This is a genomic window from Pustulibacterium marinum (assembly GCF_900116665.1).
Taxonomy (GTDB): domain Bacteria; phylum Bacteroidota; class Bacteroidia; order Flavobacteriales; family Flavobacteriaceae; genus Pustulibacterium; species Pustulibacterium marinum.
Genome location: NZ_FPBK01000017.1, coordinates 37064 through 54233, shown reverse-complemented (window position 1 = coordinate 54233; position 17170 = coordinate 37064). Strand labels below are relative to the sequence as shown.

Genomic DNA, 17170 nt, shown 5'->3' with positions numbered 1-17170 from the left:
TCGGCAGTCGCTTTTTGCCTTAGCGGCAAAAGAGCTCCAACAAATGCCTCAATCTTTAACGCAAAAACATGCAAGCTGAAGAAAAATATCTTATCTGTGTTGTTGGCCCCACCGCCATTGGAAAAACCGCTTTAGGCATTCAGCTGGCACAACATTTCAATACTGAAATCATTTCAGCCGATTCTAGGCAGTTTTTTAAAGAAATGGAAATTGGTACGGCAGTTCCTTCAAAAGAAGAATTAGCAGCAGCTAAACATCATTTTATTCAGCACATCAGCATTGAGCAAGAATACAGCGTGGGTGATTTTGAGCGAGAAGCTTTGACTAAACTACAAGAACTTTTTACTCATCACAACGTAGTAATTTGCGTAGGTGGAAGCGGTTTGTACGTAGATGCACTTACAAAAGGATTGGATTATTTCCCGGATGTTGATCCTAGTATTCGAGAAGATTTAAATACGAAAACTATTGAAGAACTTCAGGAACAGTTACAAACATTAGATCCTGAGTATTTTCAAAAAGTAGATACACAAAATCCGCATAGACTCATTAGAGCTCTAGAAATTTGCATTGGAACGGGCAAACCTTATTCTTCTTTCTTAAAAAATAAAGAAGTCAATAGAAACTTTACAACCATTTATATAGGTTTAGAAGCAGACAGGCCAATTGTCTATGACAGAATCAACCGAAGAGTAGACATCATGCTAGAAGCCGGATTACTTGACGAAGTGGAAGACTTAAAAGATAAACAACAACTCAATGCCTTACAAACGGTAGGTTATCGAGAATTTTTCAATTACTTCAAAGGAGAATTCACACTAGATTTTGCCACAGAAGAAGTAAAGAAAAATACGCGCAGATTTGCCAAAAGACAGTTCACTTGGTTTAGAAAAAATAAAGAAATTCTTTGGTTTGATTATCAAACTCCATTTAAGAAAATTATTCAGAAAATAGAAGAAATACTGTAACTTTACAGAAAACCATTTGTTATGAACTTCCTGAAAAGTGTATTCTTTTTAACTATAATTGCGTTATCTGTTTCTTGTGAAAATAAGGAGCAAAAAGAAACTGAATATCATCAACCAGATCTTACTTCTTTTTATACAAGTCAAAATATAGAATCCCTGAACAACAAAAGCTTCTATGTTCCTGTGTATTCAGAAATTTATAGCTCCACTGAAAAAATGAGCATTCAGCTTACAGTTACGTTAAGCATTCGTAACACAAGTATTTCTAAGAACTCTTTTGTGAAAAGTGTTGATTATTATAATTCTAAAGGAAAGAAAATACGGAACTATCTTTCTAAACCTATTGAATTAAAACCGTTACAAGCCATTGACTTTGTGGTTACAGAAGCGGATAAAACCGGTGGTACAGGCGCTAATTTTATAGTAAAAACAGCAGGAGAAAATTCACCACTTTTACAAGGAATAATGATTGGAACTTTAAACCAACAAGGAATTTCATATTTAACAGAGGCAAAAGAGATTGAAACTTATTAAAAATAGAAAAGGCATTATTTATGTAAATAATGCCTTTTCCGGATTTTTATGATTGGGTAGTATATCTTATTATGCTTCGTTCTTGATTACCAAACGGAATCCTTCACCGTGAATATTTAAGATTTCTACATCTTCGTCTTTTTTCAAATACTTTCTAAGCTTCGCTATATAAACATCCATACTACGAGATGTGAAATAGTTATCATCTCTCCAGATTTTTGTAAGTGCAAGCTCTCTAGGCATTAAATCGTTTTCATGTAATGCCAACAATCTAAGCAATTCGTTTTCTTTTGGAGATAGTTTTATTGGCTCTTCGTCTGCAAATGTTAAGAAACGTAATTTTGAATTTAAATGGAATTTACCAATTGTAAACTCAAATTGCTTACTATCTGCTATAGAATCAACAGATTTTCTACTTATGATACTTTGAATTTTTGCTAATAAAACTTCAGAATCAAAAGGTTTGTTCAAATAATCATCTGCACCTACTTTATAACCTTTTAATACATCTTCTTTCATGGTTTTTGCAGTTAAGAAGATAATTGGCACATTTTCATTCTTCTCTCTAATTTCCTTTGCCAAAGTAAACCCATCTTTGTAAGGCATCATTACATCAAGAATACAAAGATCATAGTTGTCTTTTCTAAACTTCTCAAAACCTTCCATTCCGTTCTTCGCCAATACAACATCAAAATCATTCATTGAAAGATAATCTTTCAATACAATTCCAAAATTTGGGTCGTCTTCTACTAATAAAATCTTTTTGTTAACTGTCTCCATAGTTTTTTTAAATTAAAGGTAACTTTATGTAAAAGGTACTTCCTTTGCCTTTTTCACTCGTTGCATAAACTTCACCTTGGTGATCTTCTACAATTTTTTTTACGTATGCTAATCCTAATCCGTGTCCTTTCACATTGTGAATATCTCCGGTATGTTCTCTATAAAATTTTTCAAATGCTCTTTTCAATACAGCCTTATTCATTCCCATTCCTTGATCTTCTATTTTGATCAATACACTATTTTTCACTACTTCGGTAGTTACTTCAATCTTCGGTGGACCTTCAGAATATTTTACAGCGTTATCCAATATATTTACCAAAACATTGGTAAAGTGAACGTCATTTGCCAAAACCTCTGTTCGCTCTGCATTGTAATGTTCATTAATATAACCGCCTCTATCTTCAACAATCAACAATACGTGGGTTATAGCATCTTCAATGAGCTCATGAATATCAAGTCTTTCTTTACTAATATTCAGCTGATTTTTTTCTAATCTCGATATTCTTAAAACATTTTCTACCTGAGCATGCATTCGCTTGTTTTCATCTCTAATCACTTGTAAATAATGATTCAGTTTTGCCTGATCATTCATTATTCTAGGTGATTTTACAGAATCTAATGCCAAATTTATGGTTGCAATTGGAGTTTTAAACTCATGCGTCATGTTATTGATAAAATCAGTTTTAATTTCTGATATCTGACGTTGACGCAACAATTGCATTAATGCACTGGAATATGCTACTATAATAATGAGTGTAAATGTTATGGATAACATTACCATGGTTAAAATAGATGAAAGAACATATTCTTTTTTATCAGGAAAGCTGATGAAAAGGTCGTATTCATTATTACCATCGTTATCTATAAATAACGGAGATGAATGTCTATTCTTGTTAGAAAAATTAAATCCTTCCGAACGTATTTTAGTAGCCAAACCATTACTATAAATACCATATTCGAAATCAAGATTCAACTGTCGGTTTTTTAATTCCTTTGATAACAATTCTTTTACCTCATCATTGGAAGTTCTTTCCGTAATAGGCAATTCTTTTGCAAAATCTTTAAAACTAGTTATAAAAGCAGCTTTATCAAGCTCACCTAATCTTCTCGTTTTAGAAATTGTTTCCGGTGGAACCGGCATTCCCGCATCTAGTCTTGATGATTCTTTGGTTTGTGTACTTTGGCTGTAGTATCGCTTAATCTGAATAGTATCTGTACTGTTTTCAAAGAGCGTAGTATTACCATAATCTTCTTCAATAATACTGTTTTCATACAAGTAAGATTGATTGGTTTCACTATTAACTCCCTGAATGTATAATCTACGAATTTCGGTTTTGGTAGGCTCAATACTGTCGATACCGATGTCTATCAATCTACGAATAAAATCTGAAGTTTCTCGTTGTTGAATTTCATCTGAAACAGCATTCAACGCCAAAGCCACATTCATGGAAAATTGTTCTTCTTTGTCATCCACAGATGTCTTGATCCAATATCCTTGAACGAAAATAATACCTATGAGCGACAAGCTCATCAGGATAACTAGCAAAACGAATAATTTCTTACTCATTGTGCCAAAAGTAATGACTTAATTTTAACATTTCGGGGCTTTTAACCTAACCTTAACAAAAATGTTAAAATATTAGATTTCAGTGGATTTCTTAAGGAGTATTTGATGAATTTCCCGAACGTTTATGCGGGTTTCTTCAAGATCAACGTTTTCTATAACGTAGTGAGATTTTTGAATCTTTTCGGTATCTGAAATTTGATTCTTCATTCTATTTCGTACGTCTTCTTCGCTGGTTTTGTCACGAGATAAAACACGATGTATTCTTACATCTTCTGGCGCAGTTACGGTAATTATTACATCACAAATTTCATCTCCACCACTTTCAAAAAGTATTGCCGCTTCTTCTATTACATATGGAAAATTCTGCTGCTCCGTCCATTTTAAAAAATGCTTTCGCACAGCAGGATGAATAATTTGATTTAGCTTATTCAATAGTGGTTTATCTTGAAAAACCTTTTCTGCAATAAACTTTCTATTAATTCTTCCGTCTTCAATAGCCGCATTACCTAAAAGCTCCATAATCTTACACTGAAGCTCTTTCGAAGAATTCATTAGATTCTTTGCTTCTACATCAGCTATAAATACTGGAACTCCCAAATCATGAAACATTTGAGCTACTGTGGATTTTCCACTTCCAATGCCACCAGTTAATCCAACAATCATTTTGTTTTAATTAAGACTTGAAAGTTATCGTCCTTTATATTTACAATTTGAATATTAGAAGGCTTTCTATTCAATTTTGTTTTCACATAAGTGGAAGTTGAATCTATTTCATCATAATCACAAATAAGATCAAAGTCATTTCTTGAAACCTTTTTTAAGTCAACGAAACTCCCTTTTATAAGAACAGGAACTTCCTTTGGAAAAGACTTAATAGTTACATTACTTGGTACATTTATAAAACGAACAGGTAAATCTATTTCATCTTCCGTAAACCGTTCTACTTTCCCTACAACCGTAACCTCCTTTGTTGAATAACTTAGTTTTTCATGTGCTGCTTCTTTCAAAGGTATATCATAGGTAAAACCATCTTCTATATCTTCTATACTCTTGTAAGCAGTAGTTATAATTTCCATAGTATCTACAATCTCTGCCGGGCCATACACTGTAACGTAAGGAGGCTCCGTAACCAAAGAATCGCTTAACATATATCCATTTTTAAAAATCAATTGAATATTGGTTTTTACAGGGACATCTTTACTTGTAAGAGTGTCTATGGTTAAAGCTATTTTTGATGGAGAAACGCTAATTATAGTAGCATCATCATCAAAAACTTCTTTGAGTAAATCATTTTTATATTTCTCTGATGATAAATTTACCGAGACTTCATTAATTCCTGCATCGGTAACATCGACCGTCATATCTCTTCCTATCAAATTGTATTTCAATAATTGAAATCCTTTGCCTCGAAGAGTTACGCTAACTTGATCTATAGAAACATCTGTGATAACACGTTCCTTATTTTTTTCAGCATAATTGAGTTTAACTTCATAGGTTGCTCTATATTCTTTAGATAGTTTTATGAGCAACCAAATCACAGAAGAAAACACAAAGAACATAAGAAAAGTTATGGTCCTCTTACTTCTTAAAAAGGTTAATATTGTTGTAGACTTCTTATCTTCCATTATTTGAAAAATACTTTAGGAAAAAGCTCTTCTGCTCTTTTATTATTCAAAGTTAATTTCAGCGTTGCTTTTAGAAACGCATATCCATATCCAAAAAATTGAATGGTAACAGCTACTAAAGATAAAAATGCAATACTAATATTTTTGTTCTTTGATAAACTTTCAACAAAAATTAACAAATAATATAAAATGAATCCATAAATAAAATAAGGGAAATTAACTACTGCCAGAAATAAACTAAATACAAACGAGACCAAAAAAACAGTTGGGAACCAATAGGTGATTTTCTTTGTTTTTGGATGCCAACTATTCAATATAGGACGCACCAATCCAAATTTATAAACTTGATGGTAAAAGCGCTCCCAGCTTATTCTTCTTTTATGAAAAACTGCGGCATTGGGTATAAAGGCTGTTTCAAAACCTGCATTCCAAATTCTTATCGTTAAATCTGGATCTTCTCCAGGATGTATTTTCCCAAAGCCTCCTGTAATTTCGAATACTTCTTTAGAAATTCCCATATTGAAACTTCGTGGTTGAAATTTATTTACAGCTTTCTTGCTTCCTCGAATTCCTCCCGTCGTGAAAAAGGAAGTCATGCTATAACTAATTGCCTTTTGCAAATTGGTAAATGAATCGTGAGCAGTATCCGCTCCTCCAAAACAAGGAACATAATTTTCTTTCAAGTAATTAGATACATTTTGAAGATAATCTGAAGGAATAATACAATCTGAATCTAGTATGATAAAATAATTCCCTTTGGCTTTTTTCATTCCAAAATTTCTGGAATCGCCAGGTCCTGTATTCGGTTTGAAATAATATGAGATATTTAAAAGCTCCTTATATTTAAGAACGACCTCTTTTGAAGTTCGTTGAGAACCGTCTTCTACAATCACAATTTCAAATGCCTTTTGAAAAGATTGCTGCGCCAAGCTAGATAATAACTCATCTGCTTCCTCCGGGCGATTATAGATTGGTACTACAATTGAAAAGTATAACTCCATAGGACAAATGTACGTATTCGTACCATAAAAAAAAGCCACCCAAATGGGTGGCTATAAAACTAAATGAATGTTTTTTCTATTTTTTAAGAATCTTAATTGTTTCTGTTGAACCTCCAATAGAAAGCGTAACAAAATAAGTTCCTTGTGTCAAAGCTGTCATATTTACTTGATATGATGTAGCATTTGGTTCTAAAGTTAAAACTTGCTGACCTACTAAATTGTAAACTACAACACTTTCAATATTTTCTTGTGCAGAAAGATTCAATACGTTATTGTTTACAGGATTAGGATAATATTTGAATCCTAATTGTTCAAAAGAAGCATTTCCAAGAGCTTGGTAAGTATCTACTTCAAAATTAGTTACATAAAAATTATAATCCTCATCATCATCTACAGTTCCTTCTGTAGCCCAATATGCAAACTTAACAGTTTCTCCTGCATATGTAGAAAGATCATATAATCTTTCTTCTCCTTCATTAGAAGGCGTATTATCTACATTGTAAGTTTCTAGACTTGTCCAAGTTATTCCTCCATCCGAAGAAATTAAAAATTGAACTTCATCATCTGATCCCATAGAAATGGCATCTGAACCAGAATAAGTGGTAACACCAACTTGGTAAGCAACACCATAATCTACATCAGTTGGGATCATAAATTCTGGAGTAACTAACCAATCACTATCTCCTGTATTCCAAAGATTTACTCTTGCAGCATCGATACCGCTATCAGAATCATTCAAATAATCATCGGAAAGCCAAGCTCCATTTTCACCATTTGGACCTTCTGTAATAGAACTATTGTTTCCTTCTGACCAACATGATCCAGGGAAGTCTGAAAAATCATTTGTATATGGTAAATCTAAAGCTGTACAAGGTGTTTCAAAATAAGCTAAAGTTGACCATTCGCTCACTTCATCATAACTACAATTAGAAGAGATGTACACTTCATACTCTGTAGTACTTGATAGATCTGATAAAGTGTATGGCATTGAAGTTACTGTAATACTAGTTCCTTCACCTAAGGTGAAACCAGCTTCTCCGTATTCAATTGTCCATTCAGTTGCATCTCCGTTTTCTTCCCAAGAGATATCTGCAGAACTAGCAGTTATGTTTGAAATAACTAACCCTGAAGGTGTAGGACAACTTGGAATTTCTTCAACAATAAAATCATCAAAATATATATAATACCCATCTAAACCATCGGCAGGTACGTGAATTGCAATGTAAACGTCTCCTGAGTAGTCATCTAAATAAATTGGATTTATCTCTGTTTGAGTTGTTGTAGATACCGTAGTCAATGGCTGTAAAACGGTAGTAAAATCTTCAGCATTTGTACCTGTAGTAGATAAAACTACTTCATAATCATTTGGTTCATATGAAGACCTTGCTCTAACATTAAACTTTAATCTTTCGTTTCCTGTTAGAGTGAATTGTGGTAATACTAAATAGTCATCGTTTTCTCCAGAATTGTAATCTGTGTACAAACCAACTGCTGTTGACTCCTCAACACCATATTCATCGTAAGTCTTGAAGTAATCCGCATCATCATTATTGTTAATGAAAGACCAACAACTAGGAAGCTCTGGCGTTACCGCTCCTTCGAAATCTTCTGTCCAAGGAAAAGAAGTAACTGCTAGACATGTAGTAGCAAACTCAAATGGACCTATCCAAGTACTCTCATCTCCGTCTCCACAAGAGGCTTGTACATAATATTCATAAACTGTGTTTGGAGTAAGACCTGTAAGGGTATATGGATTTTCTGTAACGGTAACTTCTGTTCCTGTTCCATTTTCAAAACCGGTTTCTCCATACTCAATATTCCAAGTGGAAGCATCTCCATTTTCTGTCCAAGATAAATCTGCCGTATAGTTGGTAATATTTGAAACTGCTAAATCTTGAGGCTCTAAACAACTTGGAATTTCTTCGATTATAAAATCATCAAAATAAATATAATATCCATCTAAACCATCTACTGGTACATGAATTGCAATGTATACGTCTCCTGAATAATCATCTAAGTAAATAGGATTTATTTGTGTTTGAGTTGTTGTGGATACCGTAGTCAATGGCTGTAAAACAGTGGTGAAATCTTCAGCATCTGTTCCTGTAGTAGATAAAACTACTTCATAATCATTCGGTTCATTTGAAGATCTTGCTCTAACATTGAACTTTAGTCTTTCGTTTCCTGTTAAGGTAATCTGCGGTAAGATTAAATAATCATCATTTGCACCATAATTAAAATCTGTATACAAACCAACTGATTGAGAATCATCTACACCATAACCACTATATGTTTCAAAGTAGTCTGAATCGTCATTATTATTTAAATATGTCCAACATACAGGTAATTCTGGCGTACTTGCGCTTTCAAAATCTTCTGTCCAAGGAAAAGAAGTTATAGCAACACAATCTGTACTAAATACCAAACTTTGTGAATAACTGCTTTGGGAGTCTCCACAGTCAGCCATAACATATACTTCATAGGTCGTACCCGCTTCTAAACCTTCTAGAGTAGCAGTAGTTTGATTGATATCAAATGTAGTGCCGGTACCTAGTTCAAAACCATATTCTCCATACTCAACTGTCCAATTCTCTGCAGTATTATTCTCTGTCCAAGAAATATCTGCATATGTAGTAGCTATATTAGAAGCCTCTAAATCAGTTGGAACTAAACAACTTTGAGTAATTCCTGTAAAAATAGCGTTTGCTATATAACTATAAGTAGAACTTGCCGTTGGAGGAGATATAGGATCTGGATTTGTAGAATCGCTACTATAAACAATTGATCTGTCATCATTTGTAGCACTAGATCCCCAATAATTTGTACAATCAAATCCATCTTGGTTTTCATCAACCGCAAGCAATAGATTTTCTTCATTATCATAACTAAAAGGAGTGTCAAATGTTATTGTCATCCAATTTCCAGCTTCTGGATAAGTTACTGTACCTGAATATACTTGTAAAAGGTTACCGATATCCTCCCAATCTGTATCATTAGTAAATTCAGTTTTAGAAGTGTGCCCCATGTAAATTGTCCAATCTGAACTCGCATCATTTACTGAAGCTAATTCATCTACATAAAAAGAGATCGCTGTGATTGTTCCAGAAGAGTTCAATTCTGATTGATAATAAATCTGTTGTGTATAGCTGTATCCATAACAACTTCGGATAGGTACAGTGGTAGCTGTTTCTTCATCAAATCCTACCTGCACTTGAGCATTTCCAATGAAAAAGCCAAACGCAAAGAATAAAAATGAAAATAAGGTAATTTTTTTCATACGCTATTAATTTGTTAAATTTTTGAAATTAAAGCGTAAAATTACTGGTTATATAACAAATCACATATTATAATCGACTTTTTAACATAAAAAAATAAAGCCTTTCTGTATGAAAGGCTTTACTAATTTATATTACTCTGACAATTAATCTTTTATAATTTTGAATATATTTTGAGACGAATTTGATATTACTTTTATAAAATACGTTCCTTGCTTTAAATTTGAAACATCTATTACATTTTCTTTTTGAAAAGTATTTGTTTCTAGAACTTTCTTTCCTAATAAATCAAAAAACTCAATTTTATTAACACCATGGAATGCCGAAATTGTTAATTTATCAGAAACTGGATTTGGATAAAAAGATATTTCGTTTTCAGCTTCAAAATTATCATTTGACAAACTTATATCTTCACTTGAAATAGCTAACGAAAAAGCTCCCTCACTTTCATCTTCTGCACCACTGTAGTATCCTATATTTAAGCAATAAACCGTATTGGATTCTACCTCAACTGTCATAGATTCATCTCCACCATAATAACCACTATCAGAACTTCCTTCACAAATAAAGTTTCCACAACTACCTGAATATAATGCAATTTTCGCATCCCAATCTACCACATCTGTTATACTTATGGTCACCGACCCACTATTCTCAGCAGTTTCAAACGTATACCAAACTCCATCATTCATACCATCACATTCTGGAATAAACCCGGTATTGTTGGTAGCTCCAGTTGCATCAATTGTTTCAGAAAATGGAAGCGTTCCAATAGCTATCGCATTAGAGCAATCGTCGTTTACGGGCGCTGTTACTGTAGTTGTAAAAGTAATAGGACCTGTCCAACCACTGTAATCATTCATAACATTAAATGTAGCACCAGAAGAAGAAGCTCCACAATCTGATCGTACATAAACATCATACGTAACACCAGCTGTTAAACCTTCAATTGTATAAGGATATAATGTTGTAATAGCGTCTGCTTCTCCAGTAGGTGTAAAACCTGTAACACCATATTCTATTTCCCAGGAAGTAGATGTTCCTACTTCTGTCCAAATAATATCTGCTGTGGTTTCGGTAATCGCAACAGCTTGAACATCTTGTGGTGCCAAACATGCTGGTAACTCTTTTAAACATATTTCAAATGCTCCATCATTGTAAGATTCTGTCCATATTTGCAATATGTAAGTTGATTCAGGATTCAATCCTGTTATCCAAGTTTCACCCGATTCTAATGTTGATTCGCAATAAACTTCATTACCGCCACAAGCATCGTATACTGCTATATCTAAACGAGACGGCAATCCTTCTAATACCTCAATAGAAAATCCTCCTATAGATCCTGTAGTAAATTCATAGAAAAGATCAGACTCATTAGAGTCATAACTCTCACAACTTCCAATAGCACCACTGTCAGTTGCATAGGTAGTATCAAAAGCAATTACATCACAATCACTATCATAGTTGGTGAGTGCAATACTCTCGGCCATATTACAAGTATCGTTCTCGGGATATGCTATAACACCCGCACAAATATCAAATGTTACATTCTGAATACTCGCATCTTGTGTATAAGCTTGAATTAAATAAACATTTCCTATGGTTAGGTTTTCTAAAACTGCTGTGTTTGATTGGCATAGAAAAGGATCGTCTAAACTACCGCAAGTACTACTTGTAACATCATAAATAGACATGGCTATTGTACTTGTAGAACCTTCAATATTTGTTATTGAAATAAGTATATTCTCATCAGTTGCTGTAAAAGTATACCATACATCATTATTCATGGTTCCATAACAAAATGAATCTGTAATTCCAGAATTTGTAGCTCCGGAAAGTGTTCCCGAAGTAAAACTAGAGCAAGATAAATCACTATTTACCGTAAGCGTAGTAGCTGCTGAACATTCATCATTTTCCGGTTGTGGATAGGTGGTAAAACTTTGCTCACTACACGTTGGTGATCCCACAATATTTTCCGGTTGAATAGTTACATAATATGTAGTATTAGCATTTAAACCTAATGAAGCTATATCATAAAATGTAGTATTCCCTACATTGGTTTCTTCTAAAATATCATCTTCACCCGATGCGGAACCAATAGTTAAATTATAAGAATTAGGATAATTACTTGCCGCAGACCATGAGAACACATCATTAACATCTACTTGAGTACTACTCAAAAGTGCATCACAATTTGGAGCTACGGTTGGAGTATACGTAACTTCAACATCCACTGAAAGCATCAAATACTGCGAACTCCCATTGGTATCGTTTGCTATAATTTGAACTTCGTTTACATTAGTCACATCAAGGCCATCAACATCATTATAACATACCGATGAAAGCTCGGTAACTCCATCTAGAACTACATCAAAATTGTAATAACTTCCACAGTATGTTTCTAAAGTTGCACTAAAATCTGATAACGTAAACGTTGGCGTTGAAGCAGGATCATAACAATCAATGGTTGAAAGATCAACGGTTAGTGTAACGTTTGATGTATCGTATCCACTTTGTGAAAATGTTTCCTCACAACTATTTTCCTGTGAAAATAAAGGGAATGACATCAATAAAAGAAAAGTGAATAAAGTAATTTTTTTCATTAAACTGTATTTATAATTGATTTTTGCAAAAATAATTAGTTTACGAAACCCTACGAACTATTCGTACATAATTTCTATATAAACTTCCAATAAAAAAAGCCTATACAAAATGTATAGGCTTTCTATAAATATCATTTGAAGTAGCTTATTCTCCGCTAAACTCTTCAATCACTTCTTGGCTTACTCCTGTATTTGAGAAACCTCCATCGTGAAATAAGTTTTGCATAGTTACCTTTTTGGTAAGGTCTGAAAACAAACTTACCGTATAGTCTGCACAATCTTGCGCTGTAGCATTTCCTAATGGAGACATTTTATCTGCATATGCAATAAATCCTCCGAAACCTTTTACTCCTTGACCAGCTGTTGTTGGTGTTGGTGATTGAGAAATGGTATTTACTCTTACTTTTTTCTCTTTTCCAAAGAAATAACCAAAACTACGTGCAATAGACTCCAAATATGCTTTGTTGTCTGCCATATCATTGTAATCTGGGAAAGTTCTTTGCGCAGCCATATAAGTTAAAGCTACAATACTACCCCACTCGCTCATAGCGTCTTGCTTATATAATGTTTGCATTACCTTGTGAAAAGATACTGCAGAAACATCCCAACCTTTTGATGTAAAGTCGTAATTCTGATCGGTATAATGACGTCCTTTTCTAACATTAACAGACATACCAATAGAATGTAAAACAAAGTCTATTTTACCTCCTAAAATTTCCATAGATTTTGCTACAAGATTTTCTAAATCTTCTAAATTGGTAGCATCTGCAGGAATAATTTCAGAACCAGTTTTATCTGCCAACTCTTTAATTTGTCCCATTCTCATTGCAATAGGAGCATTTGTTAATACAAAAGTACCACCTTCTGCGTGTACTCTTTCGGCAGTTTTCCATGCAATAGAATTCTCATCTAGCGCACCAAATATAATTCCTCTTTTTCCTTTTAATAAGTTATACATGTGTCAAAATTTAATCTAAAGTTGTAATATTAAGTTCAAAGATACTTTAATTTTTTAACTCAAAAGCTCTTTCGCATGCGATAATGCAGAAGAACTCACGTTTTCTCCTCCAAGCATTTGTGCAATTTCAGTAACACGCTCTTGCGGATTCAATTGTTTCAAGTTACTACTGGTACCTAGTAGTGTACTTTCTTTATAAACTTTTAAATGTTGATCTCCTTTGGCAGCAACCTGAGGTAAATGAGTAATACAAAAAACTTGCATGTATTTGCTCATGTCCTTCATAATATCTGCCATTTTTATAGCTATTTCTCCAGAAACTCCTGTATCAATTTCATCAAACATGATAGTTGGAAGTTTCATATAATTTGATAAAATAGATTTTATAGCTAGCATTATTCTTGACAATTCACCGCCGGAAGCTACTTTTTTCAAGAGCCCAAAATCGGTTCCTTTATTTGCTGAAAATTCAAAAGTAAGTACGTCTTTTCCGTTTGGTAAAAACTTATCTTCATGAGTTACGGATATCTGAAAACGTGCATTTGGCATTCCTAATTCAGAAATAATTTTCTCCAAATCTTTCTTCAAAGATGGAATTACTTTAGCACGTTGCTTATGAATTTGAGTTGCCAATTTATTAAGACCAACCGCTATTTTTTCAATAGCTTTTTGCTTTTCTAAAATAGCTTCATCTGCATTTTCTGTAATACTGACTTTTTCTTGTAATTTATGTTGAATCTCTAAAAGTTCAGCAATGCCAGAAACCATGTGCTTTTTCTCTAAAGCATAAATTTTTTGAAGTGTTTCTTGCAAACGATCTAATTCGGAAGGGTCTGTTTCCAATCCTTCTTCTAAGCCTAAAACTTCAGTATTAATATCATCAATTTCTATTAATACAGACTGAATACGCTCATGTAAACTTTGATAAGCGGCGCCATAACCTTGCATTTTAGCAAAGATATTCTTCAACTCGGTTACCGAAGTTTGAACCCCTACTTCATCAGTATTTATCAATTGCAAAGCATGTGATAGCTTTTCCTTGATTTCTTCTACATTTGATAATTGCTCATAAGAACTTTCTAAATCTTCCTTATCAAGCGTATCTAACTTTAAAGCTTCCAATTCCTTTACTAAAAAGGAATTGTATTCGTACTCTTTTGAAGCTTCTTCTTGATCCTTAAGAAGTTTATTCAGTGCTTTTTTTTCAGCAGTATAAGAAGATAATACCGTCTGATATTCCTTGATTAGCGAAAAATTGCCTGCAACTGCATCAATCACGTGATATTGAAACTCCTCTTCTGTAAGTTCTAGCGTTTGATGTTGCGAATGAATATCTATCAATCTTCCTCCCAACCTATTCAAAACATCTAGCGTTACAGGCGTGTCATTAATGAAAGCTCTTGACTTTCCACTAGGCAGAATTTCACGTCGAATAAAAGTTTGATCCTCATAATCTAAATCTTCTTCTTCAAAGAATTCTTTCAAATTATAAGCAGCAATACCAAACTCAGATTCTATAACACATTTCTCTTCTTTATTTTTTAACAAGGAAAGATCGGCTCGCTTACCTAAAACCAAAGATAAACCACCTAAAAGAATAGATTTACCGGCACCGGTTTCTCCTGTAATGATAGTATAACCATTTGAGAACCGAACCTTTAGTTCATCTATTAGTGCATAATTTTTTATAAAAAGTGAAGCTAACAAATACTAGAATTTTAAGCCTCAAATATAGAAGATATTTTAGAGAGTATAAAACCTCTAATATTCAATTTTTTTCCAAGAACTTGAATAGTTGGGAGCTATTTTATTAAGTGTGTCTACCAATTGAACAATACTTACTTGAGGACCGCCGGAATAAATATCTAAAATTTCATTTGCTTTGGCATCAAAAAACGACTGTAACAAATAGGAATTTGGTCTTCGAGCGTTCATACTTTTAAACAAACGTAAACTAGAAGCTATGGTTTTCTTTGCCGTTTCTGCATCGTCAGATAAATAGTCCATGGCTTTTCTGTGGTAATTGTACATAACAGTTCTATACTCTCTAAAAGTATTAGAAAGAAGATTATCCATTAGAACCCATCTTGTACGATCTCCATCATTTTGATTCCAGCCCGCATAATTACTACTTTGAGCAATACTTAAAACTTGTTTTGCTTTGTTATAATACGGTGTTCCACTTCTCATTTTAAAAGAATCTGCATCTACACCTAAAATGATATAAGCATAAAATGCAAGTACCGATGTAAGATTTGAATCAAACCTTGTCTCATTAAAATACATTGGTTGAAATTCTTGATAGGTAAATGAAAAATTTTGATCGTTGATATTTAGAACCGGAGATTCATAAGTGGAATTATAAATTGGACGTGAAGACTGAACTTGAATGGTGGCTCCAAAATTTTCACCTTCATAAGAATTCACAGTAATCAGCATATTACAAGCAATACGTTCTTCTTTTTTAAAGCTTTTATTGGTCCATTTTGTACTGTTCATAAAATCTGTTGCAGACTGCTGTAAAGTTTGGAAAATCTGTTGATTTGATTGTCCAATCTTTTGAGAGTTTACAGTAACTGTACATTTAAGCTCTTGCGCGTTGGCAAAAACAACCATCAAACAACACAAAAAGGTAATAACACTACGCATGTAATCTTGCTATAATTTCGTTTAAAATATCTACTGAAACCTCTTCTTTACTTTTTAAAGAAAAAGGAGTTACACTATTACTATCAATAAATGTAACCTTATTTGTGGAAGTTCCAAAACCTGCACCTTCATCATTTAAAGAATTTAATACAATGGCGTCTAAATTCTTTCTTTTCAACTTCCCTTTTGCATTTTCCAACTCATTTTCAGTTTCCAATGCAAAACCTACTAAAAATTGATGTTTCTTTTCAGCTCCCAAAGAGGCTAAAATATCTTTTGTAGGCTCCAATTCTATAGATAACGAGGATACTTTCTTTTTTATTTTTTGATCAGCTACATTTTTTGGCTTGTAATCTGCTACCGCGGCTGATAGAATAGCTATATCTACATTTTTAAAATACTCATGAACTTTCTTGTACATTTCTTCTGCAGAAGTTACACGAATCGTATGCACACCGTTCGGTGATTGTAAAAATGTAGGACCGGAAATTAGAATAACTTCTGCACCCAATTTGGATGCACTTGTTGCGATAGCATATCCCATTCTACCCGAAGAATGATTTCCTATAAAACGAACAGGATCTATTGCTTCATAAGTAGGTCCTGCAGTAATAAGCACTTTTTTGCCTTTTAAAGGTAATTTGGCCGCTATATCATTTTCAATAAACTCAACAATATTTTCTGGCTCGGCCATTCTACCTTCTCCTACTAATCCACTGGCCAATTCTCCCGATTCTGCCGGAATCATGATATTACCAAAAGCTACTAATTTTTTAAAATTCTCCTGTGTACTTGGATGTTTATACATATCCAAATCCATTGCCGGAGCAAAATAAACAGGACATTTTGCAGAACGATACACAGCCATTAAAAAGTTATCACTTTCGCCACTTACCATTTTGGCTAACGTATTGGCTGTTGCTGGAGCTATCACCATAATATCTGCCCACAAACCAACATCTACATGATTGGTCCATTCACCAGATGCTTCATCTTTGGTAAAGCTAGATAAAACCGGATTTTTAGAAAGTGTAGAAAGCACTAAGGGCGTCACAAATTCTTTGGCATTGTTTGTCATTACCACTTGAACTTGCGCGCCCGCTTTTATAAATTGTCTTACTAAAAAAGTAGTTTTATAAGCAGCAATACCACCGGTTACTCCCAAAAGTATTTTTTTACCGCTTAAAACAGTCATAACTACTGTCTATTA

The 17170-nt window shown here is 33.5% G+C and carries 13 protein-coding genes; 2 read left to right on the top strand and 11 right to left on the bottom strand.

The window, feature by feature from the left end; all coding sequences use genetic code 11:
• Positions 1-68: 68 nt before the first annotated feature.
• Together miaA and BM383_RS16760 are read left to right on the top strand one after the other, a co-directional pair.
• Positions 69-968, top strand: a complete 900-nt coding sequence (miaA, locus tag BM383_RS16765; RefSeq protein ID WP_093026305.1) for a tRNA (adenosine(37)-N6)-dimethylallyltransferase MiaA — start codon at positions 69-71, stop codon at positions 966-968.
• Positions 969-989: 21 nt separating this feature from the next.
• Positions 990-1502, top strand: a complete 513-nt coding sequence (locus tag BM383_RS16760; protein WP_093026304.1) for a DUF3124 domain-containing protein — start codon at positions 990-992, stop codon at positions 1500-1502.
• Positions 1503-1571: 69 nt separating this feature from the next.
• Here BM383_RS16760 and BM383_RS16755 read toward each other — a convergent pair whose 3' ends face one another.
• From BM383_RS16755 to coaBC, 11 genes are all read right to left on the bottom strand, one after another.
• Positions 1572-2282 (bottom strand): response regulator transcription factor, encoded by a 711-nt coding sequence (locus tag BM383_RS16755; RefSeq protein WP_093026303.1) that lies wholly within the window; start codon positions 2280-2282, stop codon positions 1572-1574.
• Positions 2283-2289: 7 nt separating this feature from the next.
• Positions 2290-3849, bottom strand: coding sequence for a sensor histidine kinase (locus tag BM383_RS16750; protein ID WP_093026302.1), 1560 nt, complete (start codon positions 3847-3849; stop codon positions 2290-2292).
• A 72-nt stretch (positions 3850-3921) separates the two neighbouring features.
• Positions 3922-4512, bottom strand: coding sequence for a dephospho-CoA kinase (coaE, locus tag BM383_RS16745; RefSeq protein WP_093026301.1), 591 nt, complete (start codon positions 4510-4512; stop codon positions 3922-3924).
• Complete coding sequence (locus BM383_RS16740; protein WP_177229155.1) at positions 4509-5408, bottom strand: YbbR-like domain-containing protein; 900 nt, start codon at positions 5406-5408, stop codon at positions 4509-4511. Before BM383_RS16740 ends, coaE begins: the two co-directional genes overlap by 4 nt.
• A 65-nt stretch (positions 5409-5473) precedes the next feature.
• Complete coding sequence (locus tag BM383_RS16735) at positions 5474-6475, bottom strand: glycosyltransferase family 2 protein (protein WP_093026299.1); 1002 nt, start codon at positions 6473-6475, stop codon at positions 5474-5476.
• Between the two features lie 76 nt (positions 6476-6551).
• The gene (locus BM383_RS16730; RefSeq protein ID WP_093026298.1) at positions 6552-9752 is read right to left on the bottom strand and encodes a T9SS-dependent choice-of-anchor J family protein; all 3201 of its coding nucleotides are present in this window, start codon (positions 9750-9752) and stop codon (positions 6552-6554) included.
• A gap of 144 nt (positions 9753-9896) precedes the next feature.
• Positions 9897-12353: a T9SS type A sorting domain-containing protein gene (locus BM383_RS16725; protein ID WP_093026297.1), complete on the bottom strand. Its 2457-nt coding sequence runs from the start codon at positions 12351-12353 to the stop codon at positions 9897-9899.
• Positions 12354-12498: 145 nt separating this feature from the next.
• Positions 12499-13311 carry an enoyl-ACP reductase FabI gene (locus BM383_RS16720; protein ID WP_093026296.1) on the bottom strand — a complete coding sequence of 271 codons (813 nt, stop codon included), beginning with the start codon at positions 13309-13311 and terminating at the stop codon, positions 12499-12501.
• Positions 13312-13365: 54 nt separating this feature from the next.
• Positions 13366-15018: a DNA repair protein RecN gene (recN, locus tag BM383_RS16715; protein WP_093026295.1), complete on the bottom strand. Its 1653-nt coding sequence runs from the start codon at positions 15016-15018 to the stop codon at positions 13366-13368.
• Positions 15019-15072: 54 nt separating this feature from the next.
• Positions 15073-15960: a type IX secretion system protein PorD gene (gene porD / locus BM383_RS16710; protein WP_093026294.1), complete on the bottom strand. Its 888-nt coding sequence runs from the start codon at positions 15958-15960 to the stop codon at positions 15073-15075.
• Complete coding sequence (gene coaBC, locus BM383_RS16705; RefSeq protein ID WP_093026293.1) at positions 15953-17155, bottom strand: bifunctional phosphopantothenoylcysteine decarboxylase/phosphopantothenate--cysteine ligase CoaBC; 1203 nt, start codon at positions 17153-17155, stop codon at positions 15953-15955. Before coaBC ends, porD begins: the two co-directional genes overlap by 8 nt.
• Between the last annotated feature and the right edge of the window lie 15 nt (positions 17156-17170).